This is a genomic window from Microbulbifer litoralis (genome assembly GCF_023634065.1).
Classification (GTDB): Bacteria; Pseudomonadota; Gammaproteobacteria; order Pseudomonadales; family Cellvibrionaceae; genus Microbulbifer; species Microbulbifer litoralis.
Genome location: NZ_JALKCV010000015.1, coordinates 62,320 through 79,919, shown reverse-complemented (window position 1 = coordinate 79,919; position 17,600 = coordinate 62,320). Strand labels below are relative to the sequence as shown.

The following is a 17,600-nucleotide window of genomic DNA, read 5'->3' as shown; positions in this document are numbered from 1 at the left end:
CGCCGCCAGGCGCACGATTTGCGCAGACCGACGTCGCGCCGCGCGCTCTCCAGCCAACACAGCGGCGGCGTCGACAGCCGGCGACATCTGGGGGGCTGTCAATCCGGTCCCTTTGGGTAACCAAGGAAGTAATCGACAAATGAATACCTATAACAGTGCGCTCTCCACCTCTGACGGCCACTTTGCCCGCGCCTTTACCGACAATTTTCTCGGCGAGGCACCCGACTGGTACAAGCTGACAATCGCAGTATTCCTGATCGTCAACCCGATTCTCCTCTACGCCACCGGTCCTTTCTTCACCGGTTGGGTACTGGTCGGCGAATTTATTTTCACGCTCGCCATGGCACTCAAGTGCTACCCGCTGCAGCCCGGCGGCCTGCTGGCCATCGAGGCGGTACTGCTCGGCATGACGAGCGCCGACGCGGTCTATCACGAGGTGACGGAAAACATCGAGGTCATTCTGCTGCTGATGTTCATGGTGGCCGGCATCTACTTCATGAAGAGCCTGCTGCTGTTCACCTTTACCAAGATCCTGATCGGCGTGCGCTCGAAGGCCCTGCTGTCACTGCTGTTTTGCGCCGTGGCCGCAGTCCTGTCGGCCTTTCTCGACGCGCTCACGGTCACCGCGGTACTGATCGCCGTGGCGGTCGGCTTTTATTCGGTCTACCACCGCGTGGCGAGCAACCGGCCACACCAGCACGATCACGACCACGCCGATGACGAACACATCGTGGAATACCACCGCGAGGATCTGGACCAGTTCCGCGCCTTCCTCCGCAGCCTGATCATGCACGGGGCCGTGGGCACCGCCCTGGGCGGTGTCTGCACCCTGGTGGGCGAGCCGCAGAACCTGCTGATTGCCGAAAAGGCGGGCTGGGAGTTCGTGGAATTCTTCCTCAATATGGCGCCGGTCACCATGCCCGCCTTCGCCGCCGGCCTGCTTACCTGCGTGCTACTGGAAAAAACCGGCATCTGCGGCTACGGTGCCAAGCTGCCGAGCGCAGTGCGCGAGGTTCTGGTGAACTTCGCCACCGAGCAGGAAAAGAAACGCACCGCCAGTGACAGCGCAGAACTCTGGATACAGGGGCTGGTGGCCATCCTGCTGGTATTGTCACTGGCCTTCCACGTAGCCGAAGTCGGCATCATCGGCCTGATGATCATTGTGTTGCTGACTTCATTCAACGGCGTGGTGCAGGAGGCGCGCATCGGCCACGCCTTCGAGGAAGCGCTGCCATTCACCTCCCTGCTGGTGGTATTTTTCGCGGTCGTGGCGGTGATTCACGAGCAGCACCTGTTTGAACCGGTCACGCATTTCGTACTCGGCCTGGAGCCCCAACAACAGCCCGGCATGCTGTTCCTGGCCAACGGTATCCTGTCGATGATCAGCGATAACGTATTTGTGGCGACGGTGTATATCAATGAAGTGAAGACGGCACTCACCGCCGGCGAGATCACCCGCGAACATTTCGACAAGCTCGCCATTGCCATCAATACCGGCACCAACCTGCCGAGCGTAGCGACGCCCAACGGCCAGGCCGCCTTCCTGTTCCTGCTCACTTCCGCACTGGCGCCGCTGATCCGGCTGTCCTACGGGCGCATGGTGCTGATGGCACTGCCCTATACCCTGGTGCTGAGCGCCGTGGCACTGGTATCGGTGATATTCATAGTCGGTTAATTGCCGCCGCAAACAAAAAAGCGGACGCTCTCGCGTCCGCTTTTTTGTATCTGGATATTTTCGCCGACCGGCTTACCAGAAGTGTTTGCCGGCCGACTTCTCAAGCTCCACCAGCATCTCCTCGTGGGCCCGCGTCTCCTCGGCCGACGCCGCCACCACACTCAGTGGCGCCCGCTCCCGTGACAGGCGGCGAATACCCGGCGTCGCCAGATGCTGCTCACTCCCCTCATCGCCTTCCGCCTGCTGATCGTCGTTCTGCCCCAGGGCCAGGTCTGTCTGGCCACCGGTCATCATCAGGTAGACGTCGGCGAGGATTTCCGCATCCAGCAGGGCGCCGTGGAGATCGCGCTGGGAGTTGTCGACGAAGTAGCGCTTGCACAGCACGTCCAGGTTGTTCTTCTGCCCCGGGTGCTTTTCCCGCGCCAGTGCCAGGGTATCCAGCACGCTGCAGTGCGCGGCCACATTCTGCCAGCGCGGGCTGCCGAGCCATTTCAGCTCCCAGTTGATAAAGCCGACGTCGAAGGGTGCGTTGTGGATCACCAGCTCGGCGCCCTCACAGAACGCCATGAACTCGTCGGCGACCTGTGCGAATACCGGTTTGTCCTCCAGGAATTCGTTGGTGATGCCGTGTACCTCGATGGCACCGTCGTCGACCTCGCGCTCCGGGTTTATATACTGGTGATAGTGGCGGCCGGTCAGCTTGCGATTGACCAGTTCCACACAACCGATCTCGATAATGCGATGACCGCTTTTCGGGTCGAGGCCGGTGGTTTCGGTATCCAGAACTACCTGGCGCATCTCAATCCTCCAGTTCGTCGATGCCGCGGTTGGCCAACTGGTCGGCACGCTCGTTGCCCGGGTGACCAGCGTGCCCTTTTACCCAGTGCCAGTGCACTTCATGATCCGCGATGCTGTCGTCCAGTTCACGCCAGAGATCGGCGTTCTTGACCGGCTTCTTGCTGGATGTCTTCCAACCGTTCTTTTTCCAGCCGTGAATCCAGCTGGTAATGCCCTGGCGCAGGTACTGGGAATCGGTATGCAGATCGACCCGGCAATGCTGTTTCAGGGCCTGCAGAGCCCTGATAGCCGCGAGCAACTCCATACGGTTATTGGTTGTATGGCCTTCGCCGCCGAATATTTCGCGCTCGCGGTCGCCGTGAACCAGCAGCGCTCCCCAGCCACCCGGGCCGGGATTGCCGCGGCAGGCGCCGTCGGTGTAGATGGTGACTTCTTTCAACGTGATCGCTTGTCTTTTTCCGGCCCGGTGTGACCTCAGTGTTTTCGGTGTCGGCGGCGCGCGGCCACGCGCGGACTCGATGGCACCGCCGTCAGCGCAGGCTTCCTGTCGCCGCGCCAATTCAGCTTGATGGTGCGCATACGCGCCACCTCTTTGCGCGCGACTATGATGTAAAAGCCCCCGCAAGGCAAGCGCCAGCGGGCGCCGAGCCGCTCCATCCAGGTGGTCTTGGCCAGCAGTTCGCGCTGCTGCAGGGGCAGGCGGAAGAAGCCCCGCTCAAGGGTACTGGCCTGCAGGTCCAGCAGGTTCATCCAGTCCGCAAGGCGCGCTGCCCGCAGCTGGTTGCCGCGCTGGTGCGCGCCGCCCGAGAAGAGTACCCGCGACAATCCCAGCAGCGAGAATGGGTTGAAGCCGATCAGCACCAGGTGGCCGCCGGGGATCAACACCCGACCCGCTTCCCGCAGAACCTGGTGCGGGTGGCTGGAGAAGTCCAGCAGGTGGTGCAGCAGCACCACATCGATGGATTCCGACGGCAGGGGCAACTGCTCGAATTCCACCAGTGCGGCACCGCCCTGCTCGGGCGTGGGACTGAGCCGGAAACGGTGATTGATGCGACTGCAGGCCGAGAAATCGACCGCGCTGGTAACACCGGCCTGCATCAGGTGGTAGCCGAACAGGCGCTCCACCAGCGGCTGCGCCAGCGCCAGTTGCTGGCTGAGAATTTCCCGGCCCAGGCCGCTATCGAACCAGCGCGCCAGACCCGGACAGGAATCCGCCAGGGAGCGGGGCCCGTTTTTGCGACCCCATAGGGACTGTTTGGCCATATTGTCTCCCGCGCGACTGGTCGTCCATGAAAAAGAGGCTTGCCGGGCTATTGCCGGCAACACTGGCAGTGCCGCAACAACCCACCGTTACCCTATGGTAGGGTCCGACCCAATACTAAACGCAATTGCGGTCTGGAGGACTCCCGGCGGACAGATTGTCGGGGGTCCGTTTGCGGCGCTGAATTGTCTTGACGCAACGGCCCTGTGCCTGCGTAAATGCACCGGGTATCCAGCGGCTGCCGCAGCCGGTGGGCAACTGCGCTTGCAATGGGACAGTACACTTTACCGGGTCTGGAAAATGCTCACAATCTCCCCTATTCCCGCCTTCAATGACAACTATATCTGGCATCTGCAACGCGGCGGCGAACACTGGGTGGTAGATCCCGGCGATGCGGCGCCGGTTGTCGAGGCGCTGGACGGGAAGCCTCTCGACGGAATCCTGATCACCCATCACCACGCGGATCACACCGGCGGTATCGCGGCGCTGTGCAAACGCTATGACTGCCCGGTCTATGGCCCCGGCAGTATCGATGGCGTAACCCATCCCATCGCCGCCGGCGACAGCCTCAGCGTGCTGGGAATGCCGACGGAGGTGATCGACGTGCCCGGCCACACCCTGGACCACCTGGCACTGCTGCTGCGCGAACCGGCGGAGGGCAGCGGCGCCCACATCCACCTGTTCTGTGGCGACACCCTGTTTGCCGCCGGCTGCGGTCGCCTGTTCGAGGGCACCCCGGCGCAGATGTATGCGTCCCTGGGCAAACTCAGCGCCCTGCCGCCGGAAACCCGTGTCTACTGCGCCCATGAATACACCCTGGCCAACCTCAAGTTCGCCGCCGCAGCCGAGCCCGGGAATAACGCCGTGCACAACCGCATCGCCGAGGTGGAGGCCCTGCGCGCCGACAATCGCCCCAGTTTGCCATCGACCGTCGGCGAGGAACTGGCCACCAATCCCTTTCTGCGCTGTCATGTCCCCGCGGTGGCCCGCCGCGCGGCCGAGTGCGCGGGCAAGGAGAATTCCGACGAGGTGGAAGTGTTTGCAAGCCTGCGCCGCTGGAAGGACAATTTTTAACCAGCTCTCCCTATCACAACACCCAGCGAACAAAAAAACAACTACCGCCAAGCGGGGGAATACGCCGACTTTTTGCCTAAATTCCATCCAGGTGTCATTGACCGAAACTTATCCACCTCTTTAGAATCAGACAATTACAACGAAAAGTTCAGGTACGACTCCAAAGTGGTGCCCAGAACCCGTAAATCAGAACAACGACTCGCGGACACCAGCATGGTTCATAAAAAATTTGCCGTTGCGCTACTGGCAGCGGCGGTGGGGGGCTGCGCGCAAATGGCCGACAGGCCGGCGGCACCGCAGGACACCAGCGCCGAGCCCTCCAGGGCCCTGGCGGCCGACATCACCGCCAATCCAGTCCGGAGCCCGGCGGAAAAAGCCCTGCCACCAACGGACATCTGGGAACGCCTGCGCCGCGGTTTCCGGCTCGACCGCCATACCAACCACCCCAAGGTCGAGGACTACATCACCTACTTTTCCCGCAATGAAAGTTATATGGCGCGGGTTACCGAACGCTCGCGGCGCTATATCTTCCACGTAGCGGAGTTGCTGGAAGAGGCCAACCTGCCACTGGAGCTGGCGCTGCTGCCGATCGTGGAGAGCGCCTACGACCCGTTCGCCTATTCCCACGCCCGCGCCTCCGGCATGTGGCAGTTCATTCCCGCCACCGGCCGCCACTTCGGGCTGCACCAGAACTGGTGGTACGACGGCCGCCGCGACGTGGACGAATCCACCCGCGCGGCAATCAAGTACTTCACCTACCTGTCGGAGCATTTTGACGGCGACTGGGAACTGGCACTGGCCGCTTACAATGCCGGCGAGGGCCGGGTTCGACGCGCGGTCGAGCGCAACCAGCGCCGCGGCCGGGGCACCAGCTTCTGGGACCTGGACCTGCCGCGGGAGACCGAGCGCTATGTGCCGCAGTTGCTGGCACTGGCCGAGGTGGTCTCGCGGCCGGACTACTACCATGTGCCGCTGCACGAAATTCCCAACGCACCCTACTATGCCGAAGTGGATGTGGGCAGCCAGATCGACCTGGCCCAGGCGGCGGAATTGGCCGATATCGAAACCGAGGAACTCTACCTGCTGAACCCCGGCTTCAACCGCTGGGCCACCGATCCCAACGGCGACCACGACCTGCTGATCCCGCGGGACAAACGCGATACCTTCATCGCCGCGCTGGCAAAACTGCCCAGGGACCAGCGGGTTTCCTGGCAGCGCTACAGAATCGCCCGCGGCGACACCCTGTCCACCATCGCCCGCCGCTACGAGACCACGGTGGCAGCCATCCGCGATACCAACAAGTTGCGCAACAATAACATTCGCGCCGGCCAGACACTGCTGATCCCGAGCGCTTCCGGCCCCTCTGGGGAATATGCCTACGCGCTGGACCAGCGGGTAAAACGCGGCCAGGCCTCCGGCAGTGGCCGCAGAACCGATTATACCGTGCGCCCCGGCGATACCCTCTGGGAGATCTCGCGCACGCTGGGCGTCAGCGTGCGCCAGCTGGCCCGCTGGAACAGCATGGCGCCCGGCGACACCCTGCGCCCGGGCCACAAGCTGGTCGCCTACGCCTCCGGCGGCGGCAACAGCCGCACCACCCGCAAGCTTTCCTACCGCGTGCGCAGCGGCGACTCCCTGTACCGCATCGCGAGAAAATTCAGCCTGGATATCGGCGATATCCTGCGCTGGAACAAGATCAGCAAGTCCAGCTACCTGCAGCCTGGACAGCGACTGACGCTGTTTGTCGATTCTGCAACCAGCGGTTGAACCGGAGCGCGAGTCGCACCCGAACAACCGCCCATAAAAAAGCCCGCAAATGCGGGCTTTTTTTATGGGTAGGGCCGCCGGCCTTCCGGCCGGCCCGACGCTCACTGACTGTCCGTCTCGGCGATCTCGACATCCGCACGGCTGGACAGGTATTCCTGTACTGCCGCCAGTTCGGCACTGCCGCTGGCCGACGCCAGCTGCTGCATCAGTGCGCGGCGCTGTTCGGGGCTCTGGCGGGACAGCTCGCCCGGGCGCGCATCGCGCAGGGCCAGCACCACCCGATCTCCACCGCTGGTGGCGAAGGTCTTCACGGCACTGCCGGACGCCGGTGCCGGCATTTCAAACGCCTGCTCGATGATCTCGCCGCGCTGGCCGAAGCCGCCGCGGCGGGTCTTGTCACTGGTCTCCAGCGTCAGGCCCTCGGACTCGGCCAGCTCGGCAAAATCGGCACCCGCCTGGAGCTGCTCCTGCAGTGAATCGGCGCGTTCGGCGAGCTGGGCACTGGCCTTGTCCCGCTTGATGCTGTCGACAATCTGTTCGCGCACTTCCTCCAGCGGATAGACACCGGCGGGCTTGTGCTCGGTCACCCGCAATACCACCGAGTGGTCATTGCTCAGGTCCAGAACATTGGAGGTATTGCCATCCAGCATCACTTCCGGGGCAAAGGCCGCGGCAACCACCTTGTCGTTGGCAGCGACGCCCGGGCCACCCTCGCGGCTGAACAGCGGAGTGGACTCCACCGGTACACCCAGCTCCTCGGCCGGCCCGGCCAACGTCTCGGCGTTGTAGGCGAGATCCGCCAGGCGACTCAGGGCACCGACGAATTCGCGCTCGGCCTCGGCGTTCTGCAACTGGGCGGTGATGGCCATCTTACGCTCCTCAAAAGCCGGCGGCTCGTCGCCCTTCACTTCCAGCAACTTGATAAAGTGGGTACCGGCATCGGTGGTTACCGGGCCGGACACCTGGCCGACCTCGAGGGATGCCAGCGCATTCTCGAACGCCTCCGGGAACACATCGCCGCCGGTAAAACCGACATCACCGCCCTCCTCGCTGGAGACCACATCGTCGGAGTAGGTTTTTGCCAGCTCGGCAAAATCTTCCCCGGCATCCAGTTTCTGCTGCACCTCGGCCACTTTGGCTTCGTCATCGCCCTCGATCAGGATATGCGCTGCGTGGCGGCGCTCGCTGGCTGCGAAATTTGCCACTTCCTGTTCGTACTGGGCGCGAACATCCTGTTCGGAAACATCGATATTCGAGGCGAACAGCTCCGGTTTCAGTTCGATATACTCGATGGCCACCTGCTCCGGACGCTGGAAGTCACCCTGGTGCTCGCCGTAATAGGTCTCGACCTCATCGTCGCTGACGGAAACCTGCTCGAGCAGGTCCGCCACCGGCAGAACGGCGTAGTCGAAGTCGCGTTCCTCCATGGAAATCGCCACCAGCTGTTCGGCATCGGCGCGGGTGGTAAATGCGCTCTCGGTCACACCATCCGCATACTGCTGTAACACCAGGTCCCGCTCCATCACCTCGCGGAAACTGGCCGGGCTGTAGCCCATCCGGCGCAGCGCGTCGCGGTACATCTGCGGGTCGAATTTTTCATTCACCTGGAAACCGGGAATCTGCACGATTTCCCTGTCGACCTCGGCGGCGCTCATGACCATTCCACTGTCCTTCGCAGCCTGGCGCATGACCGAGCTGGAAATCAGTTGCTGCAACACCGGTCCGCGCAGCTTTTCATCGCTGAGCAGATCCTGGGGCACATTTTCGCCGTACTGATTCATGATCATGTTGCGGCGATTCTGGATAGCGCGTTGCAAATCGAGGTTACTGATTTTCACGCCGTTGACTTCCGCCACTTCGTCGGCGGAACCGCCGCTGGCGCCGGAGAAAAAGTCGATCCCCCCGATGACCATAATGAAACCGAAAAACGCCGCAACGATGATCGCCGCGGTGCCTTTGAGGTTGTCTCGCATGGACTGAAGCATGCTCAGCTCCGAAATTAACTCTTGTGGCAACCCAAAAATCCACTGCCTGTGGCATCGATTCCTGAGGGCGCCCTATTATTGAATTCAAACAGTGATCAGATACAAAAAAGGCGCATCGGGAGATACGCCTCTTTGAAGCTTCGGCTGTATTCGAGGCTTCTTAGTTGACTGCGTCTTTCAGCGCTTTACCGGCCTTGAAATTCGGGATTTTTGCCGCTGCGATTTCAATCGGGTCGCCGGTACGCGGGTTGCGGCCAGTGCGGGCTGCGCGCTCTTTAACGGCAAAAGTGCCGAAGCCTACCAGTGCAACCTGATCGCCTTTTTTCAGGGCACCAGTGATGCTGTCTACCATCGCGTCCAGAGCACGGCCTGCGGCTGCTTTCGGAATGTCTGCAGATGCGGCAATCGCTTCAATCAGTTCGGACTTGTTCACGCTTAATCCCTCTGTTCTTTTCTAGGTATGTTTCAGGTATCCCGGTCGGGCTTACCTTCTTACTTGCTTTGCATTCGAGCCTTTGGTCACCGACAAAATATGCGCCGGCCAATAAGGCACGTTTTATACCAACTGCCCGGTAGTGGGTCAAGGAACCACGGGGGTTTCCGGGCAGTTGGACAAGTTTGTGCCCGGTTTTATCCATCGGCAGATTATTTTTTAGCCGTTGCGGATAATAACGGGGCATGGCGTCGCCGGGCGGGGCGCAGGCCCGCGCAGCGCGCCGCCGGCTCAGTGGGTGCGCATGGAACGCTGCGAGCGCTCCTCCGCCTGCTTCTGGAGAGCCGAATACTCCTCGTCGGTCAGGGATTGCGGCTTGTGCTCCAGCGCCAGTTCGAGGACCTGGTCGATCCATTTGACAGGCTTGATCACCAGATCCTGGAGAATATTCTCCGGGATGTCCTTCAGGTCCCGCTCGTTATCGGCCGGAATCAATACCGTCTGGATGCCACCGCGGTGGGCCGCGAGCAGCTTCTCCTTCAGGCCACCGATACGCAACACCTCGCCGCGCAGGGTGATTTCGCCAGTCATCGCCACATCGGAGCGCACCGGGATGCCGGTCAGTACGGAGGCCAGGGCGGTGCACATGGCGATACCCGCGGAGGGACCGTCCTTGGGCGTGGCGCCTTCCGGCACGTGGATATGGATGTCACGAGTCTCGTGGAAATCCGGAGCAATACCCAGCGACTGGGCGCGGGCGCGCACGACGGTGAGCGCCGCCTGGATGGACTCCTGCATCACGTCACCCAGGGAGCCGGTCTTGATGACCCGCCCCTTGCCGGGAACGGCGGAGGACTCGATGCTGAGCAGCTCGCCGCCCACCTCGGTCCAGGCCAGGCCGGTAACCTGGCCGATCTTGTTCTCCTCTTCGGCGCGACCGAAATCGAACTTGCGCACACCCAGCAGGTCGTCCAGCTGTTCCGGCGCAATGGTCGCCTTCACGGTCGTGGATTCGCGCACATGCTCGGTCACCACCTTGCGGCAGATCTTGGCAATCTCGCGGTCCAGGCCGCGCACGCCGGCTTCGCGGGTGTAGTAGCGGACAATATCGCGCACGGTTTCGTCCGACAGTGACAGCTCGTCGTCCTTCAAGCCGTTGGCCTTGCGCTGTTTGGGTACCAGGTAGCGCTGCGCGATATTGACCTTTTCGTCCTCGGTATAACCGGGCAGGCGGATCACTTCCATCCGGTCCAGCAATGGGCCGGGAATATTCATCGAGTTGGACGTGCACACAAACATCGTGTCGGACAGGTCGTAGTCCACTTCCAGGTAGTGGTCATTGAATGTCTTGTTCTGTTCCGGATCCAGTACTTCCAGCAGCGCCGAGGCGGGGTCGCCGCGGTGATCCATACCCATTTTGTCCACTTCGTCGAGCAGGAACAGCGGGTTTTTCACACCGACCTTGGAGATTTTCTGGATCAGTTTGCCCGGCAGCGAACCGATATAGGTGCGGCGGTGGCCGCGGATTTCGGCTTCGTCACGCACGCCGCCTAGCGCCATGCGCACATATTTGCGGTTGGTGGCGCGGGCAACGGACTGGCCGAGGGAGGTTTTACCAACGCCGGGCGGTCCCACCAGGCAGAGGATGGGCCCCTTCACTTTCTTGACCCGCTTCTGCACTGCCAGGTATTCGAGAATACGTTCTTTCACTTCCTTGAGACCGTAGTGATCCTTCTCCAGGATCTCCTCGGCCTTTTTCAGGTCGTGGCGGACGCGGCTGGCCTTCTTCCAGGGCACGCTCAACATCCAGTCGATATAGCTGCGCAGCACCGAGGCCTCGGCGGACATCGGCGACATCATCTTCAGTTTGGCCAGCTCTGCGCGGGTTTTCTTTTCCGCTTCCGCGCTCATGCCGGACTCGGCAATCTTCTTCTCGAGCTCCTCGATCTCGTTCGGCTCTTCGGTGATCTCGCCGAGTTCCTTCTGGATGGCCTTCATCTGCTCATTCAGGTAGTACTCGCGCTGGCTCTTTTCCATCTGCTTTTTCACACGGCCACGGATGCGCTTCTCGACCTGGATCAGGTCGATCTCCGAATCCATCAGGCCCAGCAGGTGCTCCAGGCGCTCCTTTACACTGGTGGTTTCTAGCAGTTCCTGTTTCTGCGGCAACTCCAGCGACATGTGTGCGGCGATGGTGTCCGCCAGGCGACCGGGCTCGTCGATCCCCGACAGCGAGGTGATCACCTCATTGGGCACCTTCTTGCTGACGGAGACATACTGCTCGAACTGTGTCATTGCCGAACGCACCAGTGCCTCCGCCTCGGCTTCGGGCAGCTCCTCGGTCTCCAGCGGCTCCACCGTGGCGCGATAGTGGCCGTCACCCTCGGTCACATTGGCGATATTGACCCGGCGACTGCCCTCGACCAGCACCTTCACTGTGCCGTCGGGCAGCTTGAGCAGCTGCAACACACTGGCCACGGTGCCGACGCGGTAGATATCCTCCGCGCCCGGATCATCCTCCGAAGCCTGGCGTTGCGCCACCAGCAGAACCTGCTTGTCGTCGCGCATTGCCTCTTCGAGCGCGTCGATGGACTTCTCCCGGCCGACGAACAGCGGGATCACCATATGCGGATAGACCACGACATCGCGCAGCGGCAACAACGGAAATTCAAGTTTGGTGTCGGATGGCTGATCCATAGAACTCCTCTCGGCCCGATCACTGGGGTACTGTATTGGCGCGGCATTACACACTGCAGACACGTTCCGCAGCCCGGCTGGCGCCCATCTGAGCTAGAAGATGGGGGGCGGGACAGCGGAATACAAGTCTAATCTAACGGTGAATTGGTGCCGACCGTAAAAAACGGTTTTGCCGCAACCGCCATCCGGCCTTACTCCAGGGCGCCGGGAGACTACGTATTCGTTGAGAAATACGCCCCAAAAATTGACCATCAACTGCGCTCCAAGAGGGCGCCGTCGGGGCCTGTGGCGGGCGGGGTGCGGGACAGGCGGTGAACATCACCGGAATACAGAAAAGCCCCGGGAAGGGGCTCTTCTGCCGGCGACCGGAATCACTCTTCCGGTGCGGCCTTGGACGGGGTCTCGTTGGTTTCGTACACCAGCAGAGGTGCCGACTCGCCTTTGATGACCGCCTCGTCGATTACGACTTTGGCAACATTGTCGCTAGACGGGATGTCGTACATGGTCTCCAGCAGGACGGATTCCATAATGGAACGCAGGCCCCGGGCGCCAGTCTTGCGCTCCATGGCCTTGTCCGCCACCGCATCGAGCGCGTCCGGGCGGAAGTCTAGCTCCACATCCTCCATCTCAAACAGCTTGGCGTACTGCTTGGTCAGGGCATTGCGCGGCTCGGTGAGGATCTCGACCAGGGCCGCGCGATCGAGCTCTTCCAGGGTCGCGGTCACCGGCAGGCGGCCGACGAACTCGGGAATCAGGCCGTAGCGCACCAGGTCCTCCGGCTCCAGATCCAGCAGTATCTCGCCGAAGTTGCTGTTGCTGTCCTTCGACTTGACCTCGGCGCTGAAGCCGATACCACCCTTCTCGGAACGGTCGCGAATAACCTTGTCCAGGCCGGCAAAGGCACCGCCACAGATAAACAGGATGTTGCCGGTATCCACCTGCAGGAACTCCTGCTGCGGATGCTTGCGTCCGCCCTGGGGCGGCACCGAGGCGACTGTGCCCTCGATCAGCTTCAGCAGGGCCTGCTGCACACCCTCGCCGGACACGTCGCGGGTAATGGACGGGTTGTCGGACTTGCGGGAAATCTTGTCGATCTCGTCGATATAGACAATGCCCTGCTGGGCCTTCTCGACGTCGTAGTCGCACTTCTGCAACAACTTCTGGATAATATTTTCCACGTCCTCACCGACGTAACCGGCCTCGGTGAGGGTGGTGGCATCGGCAATGGTGAAAGGCACGTTCAGCAGGCGCGCGAGGGTCTCTGCCAGCAGGGTCTTACCGCTGCCGGTGGGGCCCACCAACAGGATATTGGACTTGCTGAGCTCGACCTCGTCCTTGCCCTTGACTCCGGACTTGCTGCGCAGCCGTTTGTAGTGGTTGTACACCGCTACCGCCAGCACGCGCTTGGCCCGCTCCTGACCGATGACATACTGGTCGAGAATCTCGGTGATTTCGCGCGGGGTGGGCAGTCGACCCTCGGGGCCGTCAGAGCTCTCCTGCACCTCTTCGCGAATGATATCGGTGCACAGCTCGACGCACTCGTCACAGATGAAGACAGACGGTCCGGCGATCAGTTTGCGCACCTCCTGCTGACTCTTTCCACAGAAAGAACAGTACAGCAGTTTGCCGTTGTCTTCTCCGCTGCTCTGGTCGGTCATCAAAATACTCCGTGGTCTGCAGCCAGCCGTGGCCCGGCGTTACTCATACGTTCTATAGCAAGATGCTGTCTTTCGGCGGGTTTTTCAAGCCCTTTGTGCCACAGAGGCCCCGTCGGGGCCCCGCGAACACCGGGCTGCAACCGCACCGGGCCGCTGGAGGCCCGGTCGGTTCACTACTTGTTCATCGCCTGGCGGTGGGAGAGTACGTCGTCGACCAGGCCGTACTCGCGGGCCTCGTCGGCGCTCAGGAAGTGATCCCGCTCGGTATCCCGCTCTATATCCTGCACGCTGCGGCCGGTATGGTGGGCCATCAATTCGTTCAGGCGCTGGCGGATCTTGAGGATTTCCTGGGCGTGGATATGGATATCGCTGGCCTGCCCCTGGGCGCCGCCGCTGGGCTGGTGGATCATCACACGCGAGTTCGGGGTTGCGAAACGCTTGCCCTCGGCGCCGGAAGTCAGCAGGAAAGCGCCCATGCTGCAGGCCTGGCCGATGCACATGGTACTCACATCGGGCTTGATAAACTGCATGGTGTCGTAAATCGACATGCCGGCGGTAACGGAGCCCCCGGGCGAGTTGATATACAAGTGGATATCCTTGTCCGGGTTTTCCGCCTCGAGGAACAGCAATTGCGCCACCACCAGGTTGGCCATCTGGTCTTCAACCGGGCCCACCAGGAAGATCACCCGCTCCTTGAGCAGGCGGGAATAGATGTCGAAGGAGCGTTCGCCACGCGCGGTCTGCTCCACTACCATGGGCACCAGGCCGGTGGCCGAGGGATCGATTGAGGACTGGGGCCTTTCGGAGGAATAGTCAAATCGTGCCATAAATACCGTAGCTTCCTTATGTGGCGTATCAGGCGAGCCAGCCCGCCCTGCAACCTGCCGGGGACTGAAAATTTAGTCTTTCTGAGCTTAACCGGTCAGGCGCGAGAAAGCCAGCCAGCGGAAAAGGAGGGGAAAGGATCGGCGACTGACAGTCCCAGTCGCCAATCTCCAGGGCCGGCAGCGCAAAACCACCGGCACCGCACTGGAATGATCAGCCCTGCTGCTGCGGCTTGATCACGTCGTCGTAGCTGCTCTGCACCTCTTCGACTTTGGCCTTGTCCAGCACAAAATCGACGACCTGGTCTTCCAGCACAACGGACTCGACGCCGGACAGCAGCTCGCGGTTGCTGTAGTAGTACTCGACCACTTCCTCCGGCTGCTGGTAAGTGGAGGCGAGTTCTTCCACCTTGGCCTTGACGCGATCGGCATCGACGGAGATCTTGTTCTCCTTGACGATCTCGCCGACAACCAGGCCCAGCACGACACGGCGCTTGGCCTGGTCTTCAAACATGGTGTCCGGCAGCATTTTTTCCGCATCCTCGGCTTTGATCTGGCCGCCGAACTGCTGCACCATCTGGCCGCGCAGGGTCTTCACTTCACCGGCGACCAGTGAAGCGGGCAATTCCACTTCGTGCTTCTCGAACAGCTGGTCCATGACCTGGGTCTTGACCTTGTTCAGGGCCGCGTTTTTCAGCTCGCGGCCCATGTTGTTGCGCACCTCTTCGCGGAATTTCTCTTCGCCGCCCTCTTCGACGCCATAGGCCTTGAAGAACTCTTCGTCGAGCGCCGGCAGCTCCGGTTTCTCGGAAGCGGTTACCTTGATATTGAAGGTCACTTCCGCGCCGCGCAGGTCTTCCGCCTGGTAATCTTCCGGGAAGGTGACTTCGATGTCTTTTTCCTCACCCGGCTTCATGCCCAGGATGCCATCTTCGAAACCGGGGATCATCTGGCCGGAGCCCAGCTCCAGCTGCTGGCCTTCCGCCTTGCCGCCTTCGAACTCCTCGCCGTCCTTGCGGCCGACGAAGTCGATGGTTACGCGGTCACCCTTCTGCGCCTTGCGCTTGGTCTCTTTCCAGCCGGACTGCTGCTTGCGCAGGACTTCGATCATGTTGTCGACGTCTTTGTCGGTCACTTCGGCCACCGGGCGCTCGACACTGACTTCGGACAGGTCTTTCAGTTCCACTTCCGGATAGACTTCGAAGCTGGCCACGTACTCCAGGTTTTCACCGGGCTCGCTCTTGACCACCTCGATGCTCGGCTGGCCAGCCGGCTTGACGTCTTCCTTCTGCACCGCCTCGTAGAAAGAGCGGCTCATCACTTCGCCCAGTACTTCCTGGCGCACACCGGCACCGTAGCGCTGGCGCACAACTTTCAGCGGCACCTTGCCCTTGCGGAAACCGTTCATACGGACGGTCTTGGCCGCCTGCTGGAGACGCTTGTCAACTTCTTTGTCGACGGTTTCAGCCGGCAAATTAACCGTTAAACGACGCTCCAGGCCGGAAGTTGTTTCGATGGAAACCTGCATGTTAATCCTCGTGAGACTCTCTCTTTCTATCGGCGCCGCGGCACCAACTTTACAGGGGCCCCGGAACTCAGCCGGCCGACCGCCTCGCATGGCATTTACAGCGGAACTGCAGAGCAATTCCCGACCGACGCCAAATACAAGCAGCCCGCACCTGCCCCTGGAGGCAAGCGTGCGGACTGCGCGAATACTCGATTGGTGGGGACGGGGAGACTTGAACTCCCACACCTTGCGGCACCAGAACCTAAATCTGGCGTGTCTACCAATTCCACCACGTCCCCGGAATCGTCCTCGGCGCTAACTCCTTGATATTCCTGCAATTTAACGCAAAAACACCGGACCCCCGCGACGAGGGCAGCAGATTGTGCCACAGCCGCATAAGCGCTTCAACAAAACCCGGCACCGGGCAGTAAGACAGGTACCGGGCGACCCTGCTGCCGGGAGCTATTTGCGGGACACGCCGTGAATACATCCATGTAGGCTCTAATCGACATCCCTGTCTCATAAGGTCCCGCAAATAGCTCCCGGCAGCAGGGCCTTCGCATCAGACTACGGAGTTGTTCTCCGCCTCCCCTCCCAACGACAAAGGGCGCCCCGAAAGGCGCCCTCGTCCCGAGTCCCGAGTCCCGAGTCCCGAGTCCCGAGTCCCGAGTCCCGAGTCCCGAAACCAGCCTAGACCCGTTCGAGGATCGTAGTAATCCCCTGCCCCAGACCGATACACATGGTCGAGATACCCAGGTCACCGCCCTCGTTCTGCATAACTGACAGCAGGGTGCCGGTAATGCGCACGCCGGAGCAGCCGAAGGGGTGGCCCAGGGCGATGGCGCCGCCATAGAGATTGACCTTGGCATCCATCTGGTCGAGCAGCTCCAGGTCCTTCAGCACCGGCAGCGCCTGTGCGGCGAAGGCCTCGTTCAGCTCCACCTTGTCGATATCACCGATGGTCAGGCCGGCGCGCTTCAGGGCCTTCCGGGTGGACGGCACGGGGCCGTAACCCATGATGGACGGATCCACGCCCGCCAGCGCCATATCGCGCACCTTGGCGATCGGTTCCAGGCCCAGGGCCTTGGCGCGCTCGGCGGACATCACCAGCATCACGGAGGCGCCGTCGGTGATCTGCGAGGAGGTCCCGGCGGTCACCTGGCCGTTCTTCGGGTCGAAGGCCGGTTTCAGCTGTGCCAGCCCTTCCACCGTGGTATCCGGGCGGATGGTCTGGTCGGTTTCCACAAGGAAAGGCACGCCGTCATCGTCGTGGCCTTCGATGGCGATGATTTCCCGGTTGAACTTGCCCTCTTTGGTGGCCGCGGCCGCGCGCTGGTGGGAGCGGGCACCGAACTCGTCCATCTGCTGGCGCTGGATACCGTGCATCATCGCCAGGTATTCGGCAGTCATGCCCATGGAACCGGCGGCCTTGGCCATATAGCGACCCAGCATCGGGTTGGGGCTGACGTGCTCCATCATGTTCAGGTGCCCCATATGCTCGACCCCACCGACCACATAGACGTCACCCAGGCCGGCCTGGATGCTGGCCGCGGCCGTGTGCAGGGAGGACATGGAGGAACCGCACAGGCGGTTCACGGTCTGCGCCGGAATGGTGTGTGGCAGGCCGGCACGCAGCACGATCATGCGCGCCACATTGAAGCCCTGCTCGTCGCGCTGCATGACACAGCCCCAGATCAGGTCGTCGATTTCGGCCGGATCCAGTTTTTCGTTACGCTGCAGGAATTTCTTCAGCAGCTCGGCGGACATGTCGTCGGCGCGGACATTGCGATAGACGCCGTTCTTGGAACGGCCCATGGCGGTACGCGCATAGTCGACGATCACTGCATCTCTGGGATTCAAACTCATTACAATTTCTCCTCACTCGCTGCGGGAACCCGCCCCCGGATCAGGTCCGGGGTAA

At 61.6% G+C, this 17,600-nt stretch carries 13 protein-coding genes and 1 tRNA gene; 3 read left to right on the top strand and 11 right to left on the bottom strand.

Translation table 11 applies throughout. From position 1 onward, the window contains the following. Positions 1–139 precede the first annotated feature (139 nt). A complete protein-coding gene (nhaB, locus tag MWN76_RS18050; RefSeq protein WP_250464041.1) occupies positions 140–1,675 on the top strand; it encodes a sodium/proton antiporter NhaB in 1,536 nt (511 codons plus the stop codon). Positions 1,676–1,747: 72 nt separating this feature from the next. Here the strand turns inward: nhaB and dnaQ are convergent, their stop codons facing one another. Genes dnaQ through MWN76_RS18035 form a run of 3 tightly spaced genes read right to left on the bottom strand, consistent with a single transcriptional unit; the run spans position 1,748 to position 3,736 of the window. Continuing rightward, a complete protein-coding gene (gene dnaQ / locus MWN76_RS18045) occupies positions 1,748–2,473 on the bottom strand; it encodes a DNA polymerase III subunit epsilon (RefSeq protein ID WP_250464038.1) in 726 nt (241 codons plus the stop codon). 1 nt (position 2,474) lies between these two features. After that, positions 2,475–2,912 carry a ribonuclease HI gene (gene rnhA / locus MWN76_RS18040; protein WP_250464036.1) on the bottom strand — a complete coding sequence of 146 codons (438 nt, stop codon included), beginning with the start codon at positions 2,910–2,912 and terminating at the stop codon, positions 2,475–2,477. Positions 2,913–2,947: 35 nt separating this feature from the next. Continuing rightward, positions 2,948–3,736: a class I SAM-dependent methyltransferase gene (locus MWN76_RS18035; protein ID WP_250464034.1), complete on the bottom strand. Its 789-nt coding sequence runs from the start codon at positions 3,734–3,736 to the stop codon at positions 2,948–2,950. A gap of 298 nt (positions 3,737–4,034) precedes the next feature. Here MWN76_RS18035 and gloB point away from each other — a divergent pair, with 298 nt between their 5' ends. Both gloB and MWN76_RS18025 read left to right on the top strand, forming a co-directional pair. Further along, positions 4,035–4,808, top strand: coding sequence for a hydroxyacylglutathione hydrolase (gloB, locus tag MWN76_RS18030; protein WP_250464032.1), 774 nt, complete (start codon positions 4,035–4,037; stop codon positions 4,806–4,808). Positions 4,809–5,021: 213 nt separating this feature from the next. After that, positions 5,022–6,575: a LysM peptidoglycan-binding domain-containing protein gene (locus MWN76_RS18025; protein ID WP_250464031.1), complete on the top strand. Its 1,554-nt coding sequence runs from the start codon at positions 5,022–5,024 to the stop codon at positions 6,573–6,575. Positions 6,576–6,676: 101 nt separating this feature from the next. Here MWN76_RS18025 and MWN76_RS18020 read toward each other — a convergent pair whose 3' ends face one another. The 8 genes from MWN76_RS18020 to fadA all read right to left on the bottom strand — a co-directional run bounded on the left by MWN76_RS18020 (position 6,677) and on the right by fadA (position 17,545). After that, positions 6,677–8,560, bottom strand: a complete 1,884-nt coding sequence (locus MWN76_RS18020; protein ID WP_250464030.1) for a SurA N-terminal domain-containing protein — start codon at positions 8,558–8,560, stop codon at positions 6,677–6,679. A 160-nt stretch (positions 8,561–8,720) separates the two neighbouring features. Continuing rightward, the gene (locus MWN76_RS18015; RefSeq protein ID WP_193165395.1) at positions 8,721–8,993 is read right to left on the bottom strand and encodes an HU family DNA-binding protein; all 273 of its coding nucleotides are present in this window, start codon (positions 8,991–8,993) and stop codon (positions 8,721–8,723) included. A gap of 291 nt (positions 8,994–9,284) precedes the next feature. Beyond that, entirely contained in the window at positions 9,285–11,690 is a 2,406-nt protein-coding gene (gene lon / locus MWN76_RS18010; protein WP_250464029.1) for an endopeptidase La, read from the bottom strand. A 371-nt stretch (positions 11,691–12,061) separates the two neighbouring features. After that, on the bottom strand, positions 12,062–13,348 hold the full coding sequence (gene clpX, locus MWN76_RS18005; protein WP_250464027.1) for an ATP-dependent Clp protease ATP-binding subunit ClpX: 1,287 nt from the start codon (positions 13,346–13,348) through the stop codon (positions 12,062–12,064). Positions 13,349–13,521: 173 nt separating this feature from the next. Continuing rightward, the gene (clpP, locus tag MWN76_RS18000; RefSeq protein WP_284500691.1) at positions 13,522–14,175 is read right to left on the bottom strand and encodes an ATP-dependent Clp endopeptidase proteolytic subunit ClpP; all 654 of its coding nucleotides are present in this window, start codon (positions 14,173–14,175) and stop codon (positions 13,522–13,524) included. Between the two features lie 211 nt (positions 14,176–14,386). Next, complete coding sequence (tig, locus tag MWN76_RS17995; protein ID WP_250464025.1) at positions 14,387–15,700, bottom strand: trigger factor; 1,314 nt, start codon at positions 15,698–15,700, stop codon at positions 14,387–14,389. 193 nt (positions 15,701–15,893) lie between these two features. Further along, a tRNA-Leu gene (locus MWN76_RS17990) sits at positions 15,894–15,978 on the bottom strand. A gap of 391 nt (positions 15,979–16,369) precedes the next feature. Further along, on the bottom strand, positions 16,370–17,545 hold the full coding sequence (gene fadA, locus MWN76_RS17985; protein WP_250464023.1) for an acetyl-CoA C-acyltransferase FadA: 1,176 nt from the start codon (positions 17,543–17,545) through the stop codon (positions 16,370–16,372). Positions 17,546–17,600 lie beyond the last annotated feature (55 nt).

What these genes read in the sequence shown, in the direction of transcription:
- nhaB (WP_250464041.1), top strand. Translation starts at nt 140, where the DNA reads ATGAATACCTATAACAGTGCGCTCTCCACCTCTGACGGCCACTTTGCC.
- dnaQ (WP_250464038.1), bottom strand. Translation starts at nt 2,473, where the DNA reads ATGCGCCAGGTAGTTCTGGATACCGAAACCACCGGCCTCGACCCGAAA.
- MWN76_RS18035 (WP_250464034.1), bottom strand. Translation starts at nt 3,736, where the DNA reads ATGGCCAAACAGTCCCTATGGGGTCGCAAAAACGGGCCCCGCTCCCTG.
- gloB (WP_250464032.1), top strand. Translation starts at nt 4,035, where the DNA reads ATGCTCACAATCTCCCCTATTCCCGCCTTCAATGACAACTATATCTGG.
- MWN76_RS18025 (WP_250464031.1), top strand. Translation starts at nt 5,022, where the DNA reads ATGGTTCATAAAAAATTTGCCGTTGCGCTACTGGCAGCGGCGGTGGGG.
- MWN76_RS18020 (WP_250464030.1), bottom strand. Translation starts at nt 8,560, where the DNA reads ATGCTTCAGTCCATGCGAGACAACCTCAAAGGCACCGCGGCGATCATC.
- lon (WP_250464029.1), bottom strand. Translation starts at nt 11,690, where the DNA reads ATGGATCAGCCATCCGACACCAAACTTGAATTTCCGTTGTTGCCGCTG.
- clpX (WP_250464027.1), bottom strand. Translation starts at nt 13,348, where the DNA reads ATGACCGACCAGAGCAGCGGAGAAGACAACGGCAAACTGCTGTACTGT.
- clpP (WP_284500691.1), bottom strand. Translation starts at nt 14,175, where the DNA reads ATGGCACGATTTGACTATTCCTCCGAAAGGCCCCAGTCCTCAATCGAT.
- tig (WP_250464025.1), bottom strand. Translation starts at nt 15,700, where the DNA reads ATGCAGGTTTCCATCGAAACAACTTCCGGCCTGGAGCGTCGTTTAACG.
- fadA (WP_250464023.1), bottom strand. Translation starts at nt 17,545, where the DNA reads ATGAGTTTGAATCCCAGAGATGCAGTGATCGTCGACTATGCGCGTACC.